The 16,346-nt window shown below is 63.5% G+C and carries 15 protein-coding genes; 10 read left to right on the forward strand and 5 right to left on the reverse strand.

Going from position 1 to position 16,346, the window contains the following annotated elements:
• Position 1 precedes the first annotated feature (1 nt).
• The 7 genes from recX to FBX97_RS10800 all read left to right on the forward strand — a co-directional run bounded on the left by recX (position 2) and on the right by FBX97_RS10800 (position 6,596).
• Positions 2-463 carry a recombination regulator RecX gene (gene recX, locus FBX97_RS10770; protein ID WP_141831442.1) on the forward strand — a complete coding sequence of 154 codons (462 nt, stop codon included), beginning with the start codon at positions 2-4 and terminating at the stop codon, positions 461-463.
• Positions 464-844: 381 nt separating this feature from the next.
• The gene (locus FBX97_RS10775; RefSeq protein ID WP_141831444.1) at positions 845-1,402 is read left to right on the forward strand and encodes a DUF2889 domain-containing protein; all 558 of its coding nucleotides are present in this window, start codon (positions 845-847) and stop codon (positions 1,400-1,402) included.
• A 70-nt stretch (positions 1,403-1,472) separates the two neighbouring features.
• Positions 1,473-2,642, forward strand: a complete 1,170-nt coding sequence (gene sucC, locus FBX97_RS10780) for an ADP-forming succinate--CoA ligase subunit beta (RefSeq protein WP_141831446.1) — start codon at positions 1,473-1,475, stop codon at positions 2,640-2,642.
• A gap of 17 nt (positions 2,643-2,659) precedes the next feature.
• Positions 2,660-3,541, forward strand: a complete 882-nt coding sequence (sucD, locus tag FBX97_RS10785) for a succinate--CoA ligase subunit alpha (protein ID WP_141831448.1) — start codon at positions 2,660-2,662, stop codon at positions 3,539-3,541.
• Between the two features lie 353 nt (positions 3,542-3,894).
• Complete coding sequence (locus tag FBX97_RS10790) at positions 3,895-4,359, forward strand: pilin (RefSeq protein WP_141831450.1); 465 nt, start codon at positions 3,895-3,897, stop codon at positions 4,357-4,359.
• A 280-nt stretch (positions 4,360-4,639) separates the two neighbouring features.
• The gene (locus FBX97_RS10795; RefSeq protein ID WP_141831452.1) at positions 4,640-5,110 is read left to right on the forward strand and encodes a pilin; all 471 of its coding nucleotides are present in this window, start codon (positions 4,640-4,642) and stop codon (positions 5,108-5,110) included.
• Between the two features lie 223 nt (positions 5,111-5,333).
• Complete coding sequence (locus tag FBX97_RS10800; protein WP_185748560.1) at positions 5,334-6,596, forward strand: O-antigen ligase; 1,263 nt, start codon at positions 5,334-5,336, stop codon at positions 6,594-6,596.
• Positions 6,597-6,599: 3 nt separating this feature from the next.
• On the opposite strand, the gene FBX97_RS10805 is transcribed toward FBX97_RS10800, so the two are convergent.
• The 4 genes from FBX97_RS10805 to FBX97_RS10820 all read right to left on the reverse strand — a co-directional run bounded on the left by FBX97_RS10805 (position 6,600) and on the right by FBX97_RS10820 (position 12,186).
• Positions 6,600-7,316, reverse strand: a complete 717-nt coding sequence (locus FBX97_RS10805) for a flagellar brake protein (protein WP_141831456.1) — start codon at positions 7,314-7,316, stop codon at positions 6,600-6,602.
• A gap of 140 nt (positions 7,317-7,456) precedes the next feature.
• A complete protein-coding gene (locus tag FBX97_RS10810) occupies positions 7,457-9,538 on the reverse strand; it encodes a S9 family peptidase (protein ID WP_141831458.1) in 2,082 nt (693 codons plus the stop codon).
• Between the two features lie 128 nt (positions 9,539-9,666).
• Complete coding sequence (locus tag FBX97_RS30390; protein ID WP_141831460.1) at positions 9,667-11,424, reverse strand: methyl-accepting chemotaxis protein; 1,758 nt, start codon at positions 11,422-11,424, stop codon at positions 9,667-9,669.
• A gap of 207 nt (positions 11,425-11,631) precedes the next feature.
• Positions 11,632-12,186 (reverse strand): hypothetical protein, encoded by a 555-nt coding sequence (locus tag FBX97_RS10820; RefSeq protein WP_141831462.1) that lies wholly within the window; start codon positions 12,184-12,186, stop codon positions 11,632-11,634.
• 147 nt (positions 12,187-12,333) lie between these two features.
• Here FBX97_RS10820 and FBX97_RS10825 point away from each other — a divergent pair, with 147 nt between their 5' ends.
• Both FBX97_RS10825 and FBX97_RS10830 read left to right on the forward strand, forming a co-directional pair.
• Entirely contained in the window at positions 12,334-12,675 is a 342-nt protein-coding gene (locus FBX97_RS10825; RefSeq protein WP_141831464.1) for a hypothetical protein, read from the forward strand.
• A gap of 135 nt (positions 12,676-12,810) precedes the next feature.
• Complete coding sequence (locus FBX97_RS10830) at positions 12,811-13,896, forward strand: fumarylacetoacetate hydrolase family protein (protein WP_141831466.1); 1,086 nt, start codon at positions 12,811-12,813, stop codon at positions 13,894-13,896.
• A 66-nt stretch (positions 13,897-13,962) separates the two neighbouring features.
• Here the strand turns inward: FBX97_RS10830 and moaC are convergent, their stop codons facing one another.
• Positions 13,963-14,454: a cyclic pyranopterin monophosphate synthase MoaC gene (moaC, locus tag FBX97_RS10835; protein ID WP_141831468.1), complete on the reverse strand. Its 492-nt coding sequence runs from the start codon at positions 14,452-14,454 to the stop codon at positions 13,963-13,965.
• A gap of 104 nt (positions 14,455-14,558) precedes the next feature.
• Here moaC and FBX97_RS10840 point away from each other — a divergent pair, with 104 nt between their 5' ends.
• Positions 14,559-16,346, forward strand: a complete 1,788-nt coding sequence (locus FBX97_RS10840; protein ID WP_141831470.1) for a M48 family metalloprotease — start codon at positions 14,559-14,561, stop codon at positions 16,344-16,346.

Genomic DNA, 16,346 nt, shown 5'->3' on the forward strand with positions numbered 1-16,346 from the left:
GATGGTGCGTCAGCAGCTCAGCCTGAAAGGGCGCGCATTGAAGTATCTTTCGATGCGCGAGCACAGCCGGCTCGAGCTGGGACGCAAGCTGGCCCGCTATGCCGAGGAAGGCGACGACGTCGAGGCGTTGCTCGACTTCCTCGAAAAGAACAATTGGCTGTCGCAGGAACGCTTTGCCGAATCGCTGGTGCACCGTCGTGCCGGCCGCTACGGCAACAGCCGGGTGATCTCCGAACTACAGCAACATGGTGTCAAAGGAGACGACTTGGCTGAACTGAAATCCGAACTGGCGTCGACCGAACTGGCGCGCGCCAAAGAAGTGTGGCGCCGCAAATTCGGCACCGTCGCCGAAGATGCGGCCGCGCGCAGCAAGCAGATGCGTTTCCTGCTGCAGCGCGGTTTTTCCCAGAATGCCGTGCGCGCCGCCATGCAGGGCGGAGCGGACGAGGACGAGTACGAGTAAGCACAGCCGGCAGCCGGTATCGGCCATGTCACGCTCCGTTGTGCCGTTATTCGCTCGGCATATTTCGATCATACCCTTCATGCATGACCGAGGTGCCAGCGTACAGCGCCATCCGTCGGCGTTCCGCCAGCAGCGGGAACGCCTCCTCAACGGCGGAATGACGCTGCACGCTGGCGCTTCCGTGCATGTGCACGCCTCCCTCTCTTATCTCCATTAAATTCCTTGCCCGCCTGTCAATCCAGTGCACATGCTGGCGCGCTGTGCTAAACTTTCATGGTTTAAGCAGCGCCGCAAGAGCGGTTGTTGCCGTAGAAGCTGCGGCAACGTGCATCAGGCACACCGGCTGCATACTTTTTATCGCCGCATTCCGGCATTGGTTTTATGCCCCTGTCTTCACCCGCTCCGCGTAAGCTCCGGCACACGCGCGCCATCACTGTCGAAGCGTTTGCGCGCGACGATGGCTTGTGGGACCTCGACGCCTGCATCCGCGACACCAAGACACACGACATCGTGTTGCCGTCCGGTACCCGTGTGGGCGGCTTGCCTGTGCATGACCTCAAATTGCGCGTGACCATCGACCGCGACATGAATGTCATCGACGCCGAAGCCGCGTCCGACGCCGTTCCTTACCCCGGTTTTTGCGACACCATCGCTCCCGCCTACAAGAAGCTGATCGGCTTATCGCTGCTGAAACATTTTCGTTTGCATCTGAAGGATCGCCTGTCCGGGGTTCTCGGCTGTACCCACCTGACCGAACTCGCGCAAGTCCTGCCCACTGCGGCAATCCAGGCCTTCGCCGATGACGCGATGGCAAGCCGCACGGATGGCGATGCCTCCGAACGGCCGTATGAACTGGACCGCTGCCACGCCCTGCGCCTCGACGGCCCCGCCGTCGAACAGTATTATCCGCGCTGGGTCCTGAAGGCGGTGCCGGGTTAGTATTCGAAGTGTTCGCCGTTTTTATTTGTTCAACCGCATTTAAATCAGTAACAGAAGAAGGGAAGCCAGCATGAAAATCCATGAGTATCAGGGCAAAGAGATCCTCCGAAAGTTCGGAGTGACCGTTCCGCGCGGCATTCCGTGCGACTCGGTCGACGGCGCTGTCAAGGCAGCTGAAGAGCTGGGCGGTCCGGTTTGGGTAGTCAAGGCCCAGATCCATGCTGGCGGCCGCGGCAAGGGCGGCGGCGTGAAAGTCGCCAAGTCGCTGGACCAAGTGCGCGAATACGCGAACCAGATCCTGGGCATGCAGCTGATCACCCACCAGACCGGTGCGGAAGGCCAGAAAGTGCGTCGCCTGCTGATCGAAGAAGGCGCCGACATCAAGAAAGAACTGTACGTGTCGATGGTCACCGACCGCGTCACCCAGAAAGTCGTGCTGATGGCCTCGTCGGAAGGCGGCATGGACATCGAAGAAGTCGCACACAGCAACCCGGAAAAAATCCACAGCATCGCGATCGACCCGAAAGCCGGCCTGCAGGACGCAGACGCTGACGACATCGCACGCAAGATCGGCGTGCCGGAAGGCTCGATCGAAGCCGCCCGCGCCAACCTGAAAGGCCTGTACCAGGCGTACTGGGACACCGACGCTTCGCTGGCCGAAATCAACCCGCTGATCCTGACCGGCGACGGCAAGGTCGTCGCCCTGGACGCCAAGTTCAACTTCGACTCGAACGCCCTGTTCCGCCACCCGGAAATCGTCGCCTACCGCGACCTGGACGAAGAAGATCCGGCCGAAGTCGAAGCATCGAAATTCGACCTGGCTTACATCTCGCTGGACGGCAACATCGGCTGCCTGGTGAACGGCGCCGGCCTGGCCATGGCCACCATGGACACCATCAAGCTGTTCGGCGGCGAGCCGGCCAACTTCCTGGACGTGGGCGGCGGTGCGACGGCTGAGAAAGTCACCGAAGCATTCAAGATCATGCTGAAGAACCCGGGCCTGAAAGCCATCCTGGTCAACATCTTCGGCGGCATCATGCGCTGCGACGTGATCGCCGAAGGCGTGATCACCGCATCCAAGGCCGTGTCGCTGCAAGTGCCGCTGGTCGTCCGCATGAAGGGCACCAACGAAGACCTGGGCAAGAAGATGCTGGCCGACTCCGGCCTGCCGATCATCTCGGCCGACACCATGGAAGACGCAGCGAAGCAAGTCGTCGCCGCTGCCGCTGGCCAAGCTTAATTCGCGAAGGAAACAAAATGTCGATTCTGATCAACAAAGACACCAAAGTAGTCACCCAGGGCATTACCGGCAAGACGGGCCAGTTCCACACCCGCATGTGCCGCGATTACGCGAACGGCCGCGAAGCCTTCGTCGCCGGCGTGAACCCGAAGAAAGCCGGCGAAGACTTCGAAGGCATCCCGATTTTCGCCAACGTCTCTGAAGCCAAGAAAGAAACCGGCGCCAACGTGTCGGTGATCTACGTGCCGCCGGCAGGTGCTGCCGCCGCGATCTGGGAAGCTGTCGAAGCCGAGCTGGACCTGGCAATCTGCATCACCGAAGGCATCCCGGTCCGTGACATGATGGAAGTCAAGGATCGCATGGCCAAGGCCGGTTCGAAGACCCTGCTGCTGGGCCCGAACTGCCCAGGTCTGATCACCCCGGACGAAATCAAGATCGGCATCATGCCGGGTCACATCCACAAGAAGGGCCGCATCGGCGTCGTGTCGCGTTCGGGTACCCTGACCTATGAAGCAGTCGGCCAGCTGACCGCGCTGGGCCTGGGCCAATCGTCGGCAGTCGGCATCGGCGGCGACCCGATCAACGGTCTGAAGCACATCGACATCATGAAGATGTTCAACGACGATCCGGATACCGATGCCGTCATCATGATCGGCGAGATCGGCGGCCCGGACGAGGCGAACGCTGCTGAGTGGATCAAGGACAACATGAAGAAGCCGGTTGTCGGCTTCATCGCCGGCGTCACCGCGCCGCCGGGCAAGCGCATGGGCCACGCCGGCGCGCTGATCTCGGGCGGCGCCGACACCGCGCAAGCCAAGCTGGAAATCATGGAAGCCTGCGGTATCAAGGTCACCAAGAACCCGTCGGAAATGGCTCGCCTGCTGAAAGCGATGCTGTAATCGACCGTTCACGGCCGGGCCCGGGTAACCGGGCCTAACTATAAGAGGGGAGCTGCGGCTCCCCTTTTTATTTGTCGTGCCTGGCATGGCAGCCAGCCGGGGAGGGTGACATTTTTTGGCGCGTGCCTGCGAATTTCGTCCGACTGACAAAATTTGTTCGGTCCAAGGTGACAAAAATTGTCATGCGGCAAGGATTTTGGGCCAAAAACAAGGGTTTTCATATCAGGATGCTATCAATTCCGTACGGAAACAAGCTGGCACGCGGCTTGCAATATACAGGTCAGAAGCAAGCAGTACCGGATAAGCAGTACCCACCCTTTGAACGCAGTACCCCATCCCTGGAGAAGCAAATCATGAAAGCACCGAAAATTGTCAAGAAGGCCGAAGGCGGCTTTACCCTGATCGAACTGATGATCGTTGTCGCGATCATCGGTATCCTGGCAGCTGTCGCCATCCCGGCTTACCAGGACTACATCGCCAAGTCGAAAGCCACTGCAGCACTGGCCGACATCACCGGCGGCAAGACCGGCTACGAAATGGCTGCTGTCGAAGGCACTGCAACGATGACCGCCGATGACTACAAGGCCAAGACCGGCCTGTCGGCCAGCACCGGTAACTGCTCGAGCATCACTGTCGCTACCCCGGTCACCACCGGCGCCGCTGCTGCAGTCATCACCTGCGCCATCAACAACCCGGGCCGCCTGGGCGCCGCATCGACCATCGCCCTGTACCGCAGCGCCGAAGGCAAGTACAGCTGCGTGACCGCAATCGACCAGAAATACCGTCCGACCGGCTGCGCCGAAACCGCTGGCAGCTAATCGATACCTGAGTTAGCCCTGCTAAAAGAGACCGCCACGGCGGTCTCTTTTTTTGCGTGAAGAACATGAATTGTCAGTACCGTTCGTCAAGCGTGCAAAATTCGCCATCCTGACTGCTGAAAATTGTCCCCCTCTCGAGGAGGTCGGTGGCTTGGAAAGGGTGCCCATGAAGGCTAGACGAATTTTCCTTTTGGAAATAACTGGCACGACCCTTGCATGTGAGGACGCACAGACAGCCACTCAAGTCCATCCTGCAGCGCATCCAGACCGGAGAAAAGCCATGCTGAAGTCAAATTACCAGTCCAAGCACGCTGAAGGCGGCTTTACGCTCATCGAACTGATGATCGTCGTCGCGATCATCGGCATCCTGGCAGCCGTCGCCATCCCGGCCTATCAGGATTACGTTGCGAAATCGAAAGCCACCGCAGCGCTCGCCGACATCGCACCCGGCAAGACAGGCTATGAACTGGCCGTGATCGAAGGCACGGCAAGCACGGCCGACGAATACCGCCAGAAGGCAGGCTTGCCAAGCTCGACCGGCACCTGCAGCAGCATTACTGCTGCCATGCCCGGCGCCAACACTGCAGTCCTGACCTGTACCATTGCCAACCCCGGCCGTCTGGGCAGCGCACCGATCATCGCAATCTACCGTACTACCCGGGGCACCTATTACTGCGTCAGCGCCCTTGACGCCAAATACCGCCCGAATGGCTGCCTGGCTGCTGCCGGTGCCGACGAAACCGGTTCGTAACAGAGCAAAGTCTTCAACCCACATCAGGACAAGACGGGTCATGCGAACAATATCCACATCAGCCGCCTCACCTTTTTGCCTCCTGATGTGTGTAGCGCTGTTCAGCAACTTCCTGGTCACAACGGGACATGACCGTCAGCGCCTGCTCGAAGTGGCGGTGCTGACTGTGGTGGCAACCGCGGCGATCATCAGGCAGCTGGTTCCCGGTGCTTGCCCAGTTCCCGTGTTCCAGTCACGGGGCGACAAGCTCCTTGGCGTCTTTTTCCTGCTGGGTGTGGTAGGCAGCCTGCAAGCCTTTTCGACCGCGCGCGCCCTGTTCGAAGTGTCGATCTTCTTCCTGCTGTACGTGTTTGCCCTGCAGATCGCACGCGAGATCGAACTCGGCGGCCATGCCGTGCTGCTGCGGCTGCTGCAGGCCGTCGGCGCGGTCTGCGCCTTGCACTCCCTGAAGTTCTGGGTCGTCTACGTCACCGGGCTGGCGGCCGGCGCCCCCCTCGAAGTCGCCGACTTCATCAATGGTTTCAGCAACGTCCGCTTTTTCAACCACACGCAAACGCCGATCCTGCCGCTGTTGATCCTGCTGTGCTGTATCACGCCGCGCGCATCGCGGCTGCACTGGCTGTGGTGGTCCCTGACCGCCTATTGGTGGATGGCCTTGTTCGCCGTCGCCGGACGGGGCACGATGGTGGGCATGGCGGCCGGCTGCATCGCCGTGGCGCTGCTGCAGCGGCGCCTGGCCATCCCTTACCTCAGGACGGTCGCGATGTCGGCAGCGCTCGGCCTGCTCGGGTATGCCGTGTTCCTGGTCGCCATCCCGCTACTGAGCGGCGGCGCCCCTTTCGGTGCCTTTGCCTCCATGATCGAACGCACAGCGGCCGATCCCGCGTCGAATCGCCTGGTGCTGTGGCGCCGCGCCACCGAACTGATCCTGGCGCATCCATGGCTGGGCGTCGGACCGATGCACTTCGCGCACAACGCCGGCGACCTGCACACCGGGGCCCATCCGCATGACTGGATCATGCAGATCGCCAGCGAATGGGGCATCCCCGCACTGCTGTGCCTGTGTACCGCCCTGGCACTCGCCGGCAAGACCCTGCTGCGTGCCGGCAGCAAGCTGCAACAGGACGCGCGCCTCGACCAGGCCATCTGCAGTGCCCTGATTGCCGGCGCCGCCGCGATCCTGGTCGATGGCCTGGTGTCGGGCCTGTTCGTGATGCCGCAGAGCCAGCTCGCGGTCGTCCTCTACCTGGGATGCGCGATCGGCTGGTGCCGGGGACGCGCCGGGCGCATCCACGGCAACGCCGGACCCGCACGCATCCAGGCGGCCGGGCTTGGCTTGCTCGTCGCCGGCGCGGCGCTGTGCCTTGCCCTCGTGGTCTGGCCCGACATGCAGGCGCGCTACCGCAACGAGCCATGGCGTCCCGAGGTGGCGGCCCTGAACCAGGATGTGAAATGGCCGCGCCTGTGGCTGGCCGGCTTCTTTTGAAGCTCAGACGATCTTGTGCCGGTCCGCCAGCAGCGCCTCATAGGTCAGGTTCTGCAGCAGCATGAAGTGATTCGGATCGAGGTCGATGAATTGCAGGCCGTAGGCAAACACGTCCGCCTCGCCCGGTTCGACCCGCACGGCATTGATGTTGCGGATCGCGGCGCGCGCCCGCACACTGACCGGATGGTGCTCGGGCGGCGGCGCCAGCGTGAATTCGAGCAGCATCTCGCCGATGTCCTGTACCAGGCTGTGGTGCGTCTCGATGCGGGCGCCGCTGACGCTGATGTTCGCCAGCGTGCATTCGAGCGCCGTGGCGTCCCCCGTGGCAGCAGTGATCCGGGCCGGCAGGTCGACCTTCACCCGCATCGCCGTGCGCAGCGAGGTGCCCTGGATCGAGGTCGGGAAGGACAGGTGCACGTAGAGCAGGGGACGGCCGAAGATGCGCTCGACCGTGCAGGCGAACGAGCACACGTTCACCCCCGAAAACACGCGGATCGTGACGCGCTCGCCTTCGACCAGGCCGATCGGTGCGCCATTTTCCATCGGCATCTTGACGATCAGGTAGTCATCCTTGATGTAGCCGATCAGCGTCGAGAAATACTGCACCGGCTTCAGACGCCGGTAGGTAATGAACTGCAAGCGCACGCCCACCTGCAGGTTCATCGCCTCGAAGACGAATTCCTGGGGCTTCATTTCGTGAACGGCGGGATCGCTGTGCATGTCGGCTCTTGAGGGCGCTAATCGCAAAGCCCGAAATGATAACAGAGCAAGATTGGCTATTGGAAATTATCAAGACCACAGCAAAAAAATGCCCGCATCGCTGCGGGCATGAGTCTTCAAGCAATACTAGCGTTCAAAAATCATTGCTTCAGATAGTGATCGAGCCAGTCGATCACGGTGTGGTGCCACAGCAGCGAGTTGGCCGGCTTGAGCACCCAGTGGTTTTCGTCCGGGAACACCAGCAGTTTGCTGTCGATGCCGCGGCGTTGCAGCGCCGTGAAGGTCGACAGGCCCTGGGCGGTCGGGATGCGGAAGTCGAGGTCGCCCTGCACGACCAGCATCGGCGTCTTCCACTTGTTCACGTGCAGGACCGGGTTGAAGCGTTCGTGCTTTTCCGGGAAGGTGAAATAGGGACCGCCGTTTTCCCAGTCGGTGAACCATTGTTCCTCGGTCGCGTAGGCCATGCCGCGGGTATCGAACACGCCGTCGTGGTTGACGATGCACTTGAAGCCATCGGACCAGTTGCCCTCGATCCAGTTCATCATGTAGCCGCCGTAGGAAGCGCCCAGCGCGCAGGCGCGCGAGCGGTCCAGCCACGGATACTTGGCGACCGCCGCGGCCAGGCCCTTCTGCAGGTCTTCGAGCGGCTTGCCGCCCCAGTCGCCGCTGATGGCGTCGGTGAACTTCTGGCCGTAGCCGGTCGAGCCGTGGAAGTCGATGAATACCGCGGCATAGCCGGCGCCGGCATAGGTCTGCGGATTCCAGCGGTAGCTCCAGCCGTTGCCGAAGCTGCCCTGCGGACCGCCATGCACCAGGAAGGCGACCGGGTATTTTTTACCGGCTTCATAGTTCCACGGCTTCATCACGTAGCCATGGACGGTATCGCCGTTCGCGCCCTTGAACGAGAACTGCTCGGCCTCGCCCCAGCGCACGTCGGCCAGGCGCTCGGTGTTCAGCGCGGTCAGCTGGGTTGGCTGGATAGCGGCGCCGAGCTTCATCGAAAACAATTGCGCACCGGCAGACAGGTTGGCCTGGGTGTAGGCGAGGGTGCCGCCGCGCAGGTCGAAGGCGCCGATTGAACCCTGGCCGGTCAGCGGCGTGACCTTGCCGCTGGCGGCGTCGATGCTGAACAGGCGGTGCTGGCCGATGTCTTCGGCGTCCACCACCAGCGACTTGCCGTCCTGCGCCCATTGCAGCGTGCCCGGCGATCGGTCCCAGTCGGCGGCCAGCTTGCGCTTTTTGCCGCTGGCGACGTCGAGCAGCATGATCTGGTAGCGGTCGGCTTCGAAGCCCGGGCGGGCCATCGCCAGCCAGGCCAGGGTGCGGCCGTCCGGCGCGAACACGCCCTTCGTGTCCCAGGCCGGATTGTCGGCGGTGAGGTTGCGCGGCGCCTGGCCGCCGGCGGCCGGCACCGTGTACAGGTCGAAGTTGGTCGACCAGGCTTCGGTCTTGCCGGCGATGCGCACCGAAAACACGACGTTCTTGCCGTCCGGGCTGAAGCGGAATTCCTCGCGGTCGCCAAACGGTTTCGAGGGCACGTCGCCGTCCAGCGAACCGGACAGGGAGACTGCCGTGGCGGCCGCGCCGGCCTTGCCGGATCGATCCAGCGGTACCGAGTACAGCACGGCGTTGCGGCCGTCGGCCCAGGTGTCCCAGTGGCGCACGAACAGGCGGTCGTACACTTTCCCGGTCGACTTGTCCTTCTCGCGTGCCTCCATGCGTGCCTTGGTGCAGGCCAGGTCGGCGCAATTGCGGAACACCGCCATGCTCAGCGCCAGGCGGTCGCCGCTGGGCGAGACGCGGAAGGCGTCGACGTCGAGCGGCAGGTCGGTCACCTTGGTGGCGGCGCCACCGTTGGCGCCGGCAGCAATGCGCCACACCTGCGACGAACCGGAACGGCTCGACAGGAAATAGATCGCGTCGCCCGCAGCCGACCATTCCGGATCGGTGCTGCTGGCGGCATCTCCCGTCAGGCGCTGCGGCGCCGCGCCGGGCGTGCGCAGGTCGACCATGTACAAATCGGTGTGGCCCTTGTTCTTGGCGAGGTCGGTGCTGCGCACCGTGTAGACGACGCGCGCGCCGTCCGGCGACACGGCCGGGGCGCCGACGCGCTCCATCGCGACCAGGTCTTCGACCGTGAAGCCGCGCGGGGCGGCGCTGGCGGTGGCGGTGACTGCGGCGGCGAAGCTTGCCGCGGCCAGTGCTGGCAAATGGTATTTCATGCCTGCTTCATCCTATCTGCTGATGTGGAAAGGCAGCAATTTACCACGCAGAAAGGGGAGAAGGGCAAGCCGGAAAAAGAACAGGCGCGCCGCAAGGGCGCGCCTGGTGTCGTGAGACGGGACGGGAATCAGAACTCTTCCCAATCGCCTTCGCCGGCCGGGACGGCGGCTTTCGCCGGCTTCGGTACGGCGCGGGCGGTGGCGGGCACCGCCTTCGGCTTGTCCAGCGCCGGCCGGCGCGGCGCCGCGGGCGCCGGCTTGGCCACCGCGACCGCGGCCTTCGCAGGCACTGCCGGCGCCGCCACCGGTTCCACCCGGCCTTGCACGCCGTCGATGCGGAACACGCTGACCAGCTCGGCCAGCTTGCCGGCCTGTTCCTGCAGCGCCTCGGAAGCGGCCGCCGCTTCCTCGACCAGGCTGGCGTTCTGCTGGGTGACGTTGTCCATCTGGCTGATCGCCTGGTTGATCTGCTCGATGCCGGCGGTCTGTTCCTGGCTGGCGGCAGTGATCTCGGACATGATGTCGGCCACGCGCTGGATGCTGCCGACCACTTCGTGCATGGTGCTGCCGGCCTGGTCGACCAGCTTGCTGCCGCTTTCGACCTTGTCGACCGAATCGTCGATCAGCGCCTTGATTTCCTTGGCGGCCGCCGCCGAACGCTGGGCCAGCGTGCGCACTTCGCCGGCGACGACCGCGAAACCGCGGCCCTGCTCGCCAGCGCGCGCCGCTTCCACGGCGGCATTCAGCGCCAGGATATTGGTCTGGAAAGCGATGCCGTCGATCACCGAGATGATCTCGACCACCTTCGAGGATGAGGTCTTGATCGACCCCATGGTCTCGACCACCTGCGCCACCACCTCGCCGCCCTTGCCGGCGACCGACGAGGCGGTCATGGCCAGCGCATTCGCCTGGCGGGCATTGTCGGCGTTCTGCTTCACGGTCGAGGTCAGTTCTTCCATCGAGGACGCGGTTTCTTCCAGCGAGCTGGCCTGTTCCTCGGTGCGCGAGGACAGGTCGAGGTTGCCGGACGCGATCTGGCTCGACGCCGAACCGATCGCATCGGTACCGCCGCGCACCTGGCTGACGATGGTGGCCAGCCGGTCGCGCATGGTCTGCATCGCGAACAGCAGGCTGCCGGTGTCGCCGCTGCGCAGGTCGACCGGTGTCGAGAGATCGCCGGCGGCGATGCGGCTGGCCACTTCCGCGGCGTAGGCCGGTTCGCCGCCCAGCTGGCGCGTCAGGCTGCGGGTGATCAGCACGCCGAGGGCGACGCCGGCGCCGAGCGAGAGCAGCACCAGCACCAGCATCGTGCTGCGGCCGCGTACATAGGCTTCCTTGTTTTCCTGGTTCGCCTGGCTTGCCAGTTCTTCCTTGGCCTTGGTCAGCTCGTCCATCTTGTTGTCGATGGCGGTGGAGCGCGGCATGAAGGTGCCGAACATGTAGCCGACGGAATCGCGCTGTTCCTGCAGCGGTTCGGCCCTGGTCTTCTTGATCTGTTCGTCGATCACGCTGTCATAGTTGCGCAGTTCGTTGTCGACCTGGGCGAACAGGCGCTTGCCGTCTTCGGTCGTGAACAGCGGACGGGCCTTGTCGAGGTTGTCCAGCACGGCCTTCTTGAATACCGCAACGTTCGCCAGCGACGTATCGCGGCGCTCCTGGGTGGCGGCCAGCATACCGCCGCGCACGGCACGATTGATGTAGACCAGGTTGATGTTTGCTTCTTTCACGTACGACAGACCGAGCAGCTCGTCCTGATACAAGCGGCGGGCACGGTCATTCATCTGGTCCATGTTATGGATCCCGATGCCGGCGACGATGGCGCCCAGCAGGGCGACGCCGAGGAAACACAGGATCAGTCGTGTACCAACCTTCAGGTTGCGGAACATGGGTGCATTCTCCAAGCAGGGTATTGAACTGGACGGGCGCAGCGAAAGCTCGGCTGCCGTCCGTCGTCAGTATTGTTGATTCCGTTGAATATTAATTGATGTAGGGAAATATTCTAAGATGCACGGGGACCGGATGAAGGAAAGCGACGGATTTTTACAACAATTTACTTCTTAATTGTCAAAAAGTATTTAACAGGCAAATAAGTGTCAGAGCGCAAGGCTGAGCCATACTGCGACCAGCCGTCGTTGCCGGTCGTAGCGCAGGCGCATGAAGCCGTTCAGGACCGGGTCGCGGTACTCCACGACGCGCGCATTGCTTTCGCGGGTCTCGTGCGGCGTTTTCCAGTCGATGGCCATGCCGCTTTCGTTCGCATTGTCACGGAAGACAGCCTCGACGTCATCGGCGTGTGCCAGGCCGTGCGGATTGATGTATTCCACGATCAAGGTTTCTGGCTGCAGCCACGCATACTTCAGGCGCGACTGGTCGGCCCAGGCGAATTCGAGCCAGCGCGCGTTGTCGCCTGCAGGTCCGGTAACGCTGCCGGTACAGCGTACGGGGTCACCTTGGCGAGCCGTCAACGCGCGAAGCAGGCCATCGTTTGCACGTATATCTCTCTCCAGCTTGGCAAGCTGGAGCGGCGAGCTGCCTGGCGCAGGCGTGCAACGCGGGGCCTTGTCCATGGCCGCATTCGCTGGAAAGGTGGCAAACGGCCCCAGAAGGAGGCAAGCAATCGCCAGCCAACCGCGGATCGATGAAGGCATGGCGGCTCCTGTCGAGTTGAATTTGGCTATCCTACAACACAAAACTGCGCGTGAAATCAAACCAAGCGCCTACTCGGGCGTACACTGGGATGGTGCGCTGCACAAATCCGTTGTTTCATTCGATCGCTGACCTTGAAGGAGCACGACATGATGATGCTGACGACAAACATGAGCCCGGCCATGGCCTTTACGCCCTCCATGCCCGCGCCCCTCTTCGACGCCTGGAGCGGCGCCGCCAACGTCTACCGCGACGCCATGCAGGCCAGCGCCCAGCAATGGGTGCTCAGCTCGGCCAACATCATCCAGGAACACACGCTGCGCGCGATCATCAACGCCTCGCAGTCGTGTGCCGACGCGCTGGCGAAGAATGCGATGACGATGCAGCAGAAATCGATGGAACGCCTGATGGACGCGAACCAGAAGGCGGCCGGCCTGATGGGGCAGGCGATCACCGACATGTGGATGGGGAGCAAGCGCAGCACGCGCTGAAGGTCGGGATGTACCGACGCCACGGGTGCGCCCGCTGGCGTCTTAATTTTTTTGTAACGGCCCGCTCTGCCAGGAATCCCGGTCGCTAGAATGGTCATGCATGTGCTTTTATCATAATAGCCAGGAGACCAAGTCGTGGATAGCCATCGCCGTAACCTGTTGAAAGCCAGCGCCGCCTCTGCCGTAGGCGGCCTTCTCGCCACCGCCCAGCCGGCGGCACAAGCCCAGTCTTCTTCGCCTTCCTCCGCATCCAAGCTCGCCGTGCCGCCCTTGTCCGGCAAGATCGGCATGCGCCTCGCTACCTGCACCCTGCCATCCGGCGGCGCCCCGATCGTGGTCGCCGTGCTCGACAACGGCAAGATGATCGACCTGCAGGCGGAAGCGCGCCGCCAGAAGCGGGCGCTGCCGTTCGATGCGGCGTCGATGCTGGCGCTGATCAAGAGCGGCAACGCCGGCCTCGAGCAGGTGCGCGCGGTGGTGGACGCCGCGATGAAAACACCGTCCTCGCTGCTGCCGGTCGAGGGCGCCCGTTTCATGTCGCCGATTCCACGCCCCGACCGCAACATCTACTGCGTCGGCTGGAATTACCTCGACCACTTCGAAGAAGGCAAGGCGGCCCGCTTCGACAAGTCGGCGGAAAAGCTCCCGGAGCACCCGGTGTTCTTCACCAAGGGCACGCACACGATGAACGGGCCGTTCGACCCGATCCCGCACGACCCCGGCTATTCGAATACCACCGACTGGGAAGCGGAGCTGGCCGTGATCATCGGCCAGACCGGCCGCAATATCAGCGAAGCGCAGGCGATGGATTACGTGTTCGGCTATGCGCCCTACAACGACACCACGGTGCGCGAGGCGCAGCAGAAGCTGCATGGCGGACAGTGGTTCAAGGGGAAGAGCCTGGATGGGCACGGGCCGATGGGGCCCTGGATCGTGACGTCAGCCGGGGTGAAACTCGACGATATCCGTGTGATCTGCCGCATCAACGGGGTCGAGAAACAGAATGCGAGCTACAAGCAGATGTATTTCAAGATTCCGCGGATTATTGCGGAGTTGTCGCGCGGGTTGACGCTGGAAGCGGGGGACATCATTGCGACCGGGACGCCGTCGGGCGTCGGGTTTGCGCGCAAGCCGCCGGAGTTCCTGAAGCATGGGGATGTGATCGAGACCGAGATCACCGGGGTGGGAATCATGCGGAACACGATCCGCTCCGAAAGTTGATGTCGGTTTGACAGCGACCGCCGCCGCAACCCATGGCGGCGGCGCTATCACTGTACAAAAACGACGTTATACCTCGGCGGTCCAATCCCCGCTCTTGCCGCCGTGCTTTTCCAGCACCCGCACATTGGTCATCACCATCCCGCGATCCGCCGCCTTGCACATGTCATAAATAGTCAGCAAGCCCACCTGCACGGCAGTCAAAGCCTCCATCTCCACCCCAGTCTTGCCGACGGTCTCCACCTGCGCCCGGCAGTGAACGGCATTCGCCGCAGCATCCACCTCGAAATCCACCGCCACCCGGGTGATCGCCAGTGGATGGCACAAGGGCACCAGGTCGCTGGTCCGCTTCGCCCCCATGATCGCCGCGATGCGCGCGATGCCGAGCACGTCGCCCTTCTTGGCCGTGCCCGAGGTCACCAGCGCCAGGGTTTCCGGCTTCATGCGGATGGTGCCGGCGGCGACGGCGATGCGGTGGGTTTCGTTCTTGGCGCCGACGTCGACCATGTGGGCCTGGCCGGTGGCGTCGAAGTGGGTGAGGGGGGAGGTGGAATCGGTCATCGTGGTTGCAGCTGTCTGGATGCGGTAACAAAGTAGGGGCTCGGCCGTACAGGGGCCGAAGATGGCGGTATCATAGCATCGTGAAACCGAACCCGAATCCAGCCATGTTGCCGCTTTCATCACGGCACCGGCAGCGCAGCGCAGGTGCGTGGCGGCGTCTCCTGACCGCCGCCAGCCTGTGCACGGCCGGCGCCCTAGCCATTGCCTCCGCCTCGGCGGCGCCCACCACACCGGTGCTGCGCGCCAACGATTCCATCGGCCTGCCGACGCTGGGCGATAGCGCGCGCGCGGACCTGTCGCCGGTGCTCGAACGGCGCCTGGGCGAGGAGATCATGAACGACATCCGGCGCGACCGCGATTACCTGGATGACGATCCGATCCTCGAGTTCCTGAACAATTTCGGCATGAACCTGGTGCTGACGGCGCCCGGGACGCGCGGCGAGACGAATGCCGATTTCTTCTTCTTTGCCGTGCGCGATCCGATGATCAATGCGTTCGCGCTGCCCGGCGGGTTCATCGCCGTGCATTCGCAATTGCTGATCGTGGCGCAGAACGAGTCCGAGCTGGCCTCGGTACTGTCGCACGAGATCGGGCACGTATCGCAGCGTCACATCGCGCGCATGCTGGGGCAGCAGAAGCAGGATGCGCTGCTGCCGCTGGCGGCGCTGATCCTGGCGGCGCTGGTCGGCAAGGCCGGCGGCGGGGCCGACGCCGCCATGGGCGTCATGATGGGCGGGCAGGGCCTGGCCATCCAGCGCCAGCTGAACTTCAGCCGCGATGCCGAACGCGAGGCCGACCGCGTCGGCTTCCAGACCATGCGCGCGGCCGGCTACGACACCTCGGGCATGGTGGCATTCTTCAAGCGCCTGCAGGGCACAACGCGGCTGTACGGCGAGGCCCCGGCCTGGCTGAGCAGCCACCCGCTGACCGGCGAGCGCATCGCCGATATCCAGTCGCGCATCCGCGAGGCGCCGAAGCCGGGCCACCTCCGTCCGGACAGCATCGACTTCCACCTGGTGCGGGCGCGGGCGCGCGTGCTGCAGGACGAGAGCCAGAGCGGACGCGACGAGGCGCGCAGCACCTTCGAGGCCCAGATGGCCGAGCAGAACACCCAGCACCAGACCGCCGGCATGTACGGCATGGCCTTCCTGGCACTGAAGCAGGGCGACCTGAAGGCCGCCCAGAACTGGCTCGACAAGGCAAAGGGGTCGATGCGTCCGCGTCCCGGTGTCCTGTCGGTCGAGCGTCCCGGCTCCGACGGTTCGGCGATGTTCACCGGGCTCGACATCGAGATCAAGATGGCGCCGGGCCAGCCGCCCGAGATGCTGGCCGAGGCGATGCGCGAGGCCGAGCAGGCGCACCAGAAGTTCCCGCTGTCGCGCGCGCTGGCGCGCCAGTATGCCGAGACCATGATTGCGGCCGGCAAGCTGGACCAGGCGGCGCAATTCCTGCGCGACCAGGTGCGCGAGTACCGCGAGGAACCCAAGCTGTACAACCAGCTCGCCAAGACCTATGCGGCGCAGGGCAAGATCGCGCTGCAGCACATGGCGCTGGCCGAATCGTATGTGCTGACCGGTGCGACGCCGGCCGCCGTCGACCAGCTGAACATGGCGCGCAAGGCCAAGGACGTGTCCTTCTACGACCAGGCCGTGATCGACGCGCGCGAACGCGAGCTGCAGCAGAAGCAGAAGGACGAGAAGCAGGAAAAGAAAGACCGCGGCGAAGGCTTTGCCGCCGACGGCAGCGCCCGCGACAAGCTGGACGCCGGCCCGCGCCTCAAGATCGAAACCAGCAATGGTGACGGCAAGGGCAACGGACTGGGCGATTCGGGTTTCCCGAGCCGCAAGGAGCCGATGCGGCTCGGCGATCCCTTATGGTTTCAAAAGAAGTGA

It is taken from the genome of Herbaspirillum sp. SJZ107 (genome assembly GCF_006715485.1).
Classification (GTDB): Bacteria; Pseudomonadota; Gammaproteobacteria; order Burkholderiales; family Burkholderiaceae_D; genus Telluria.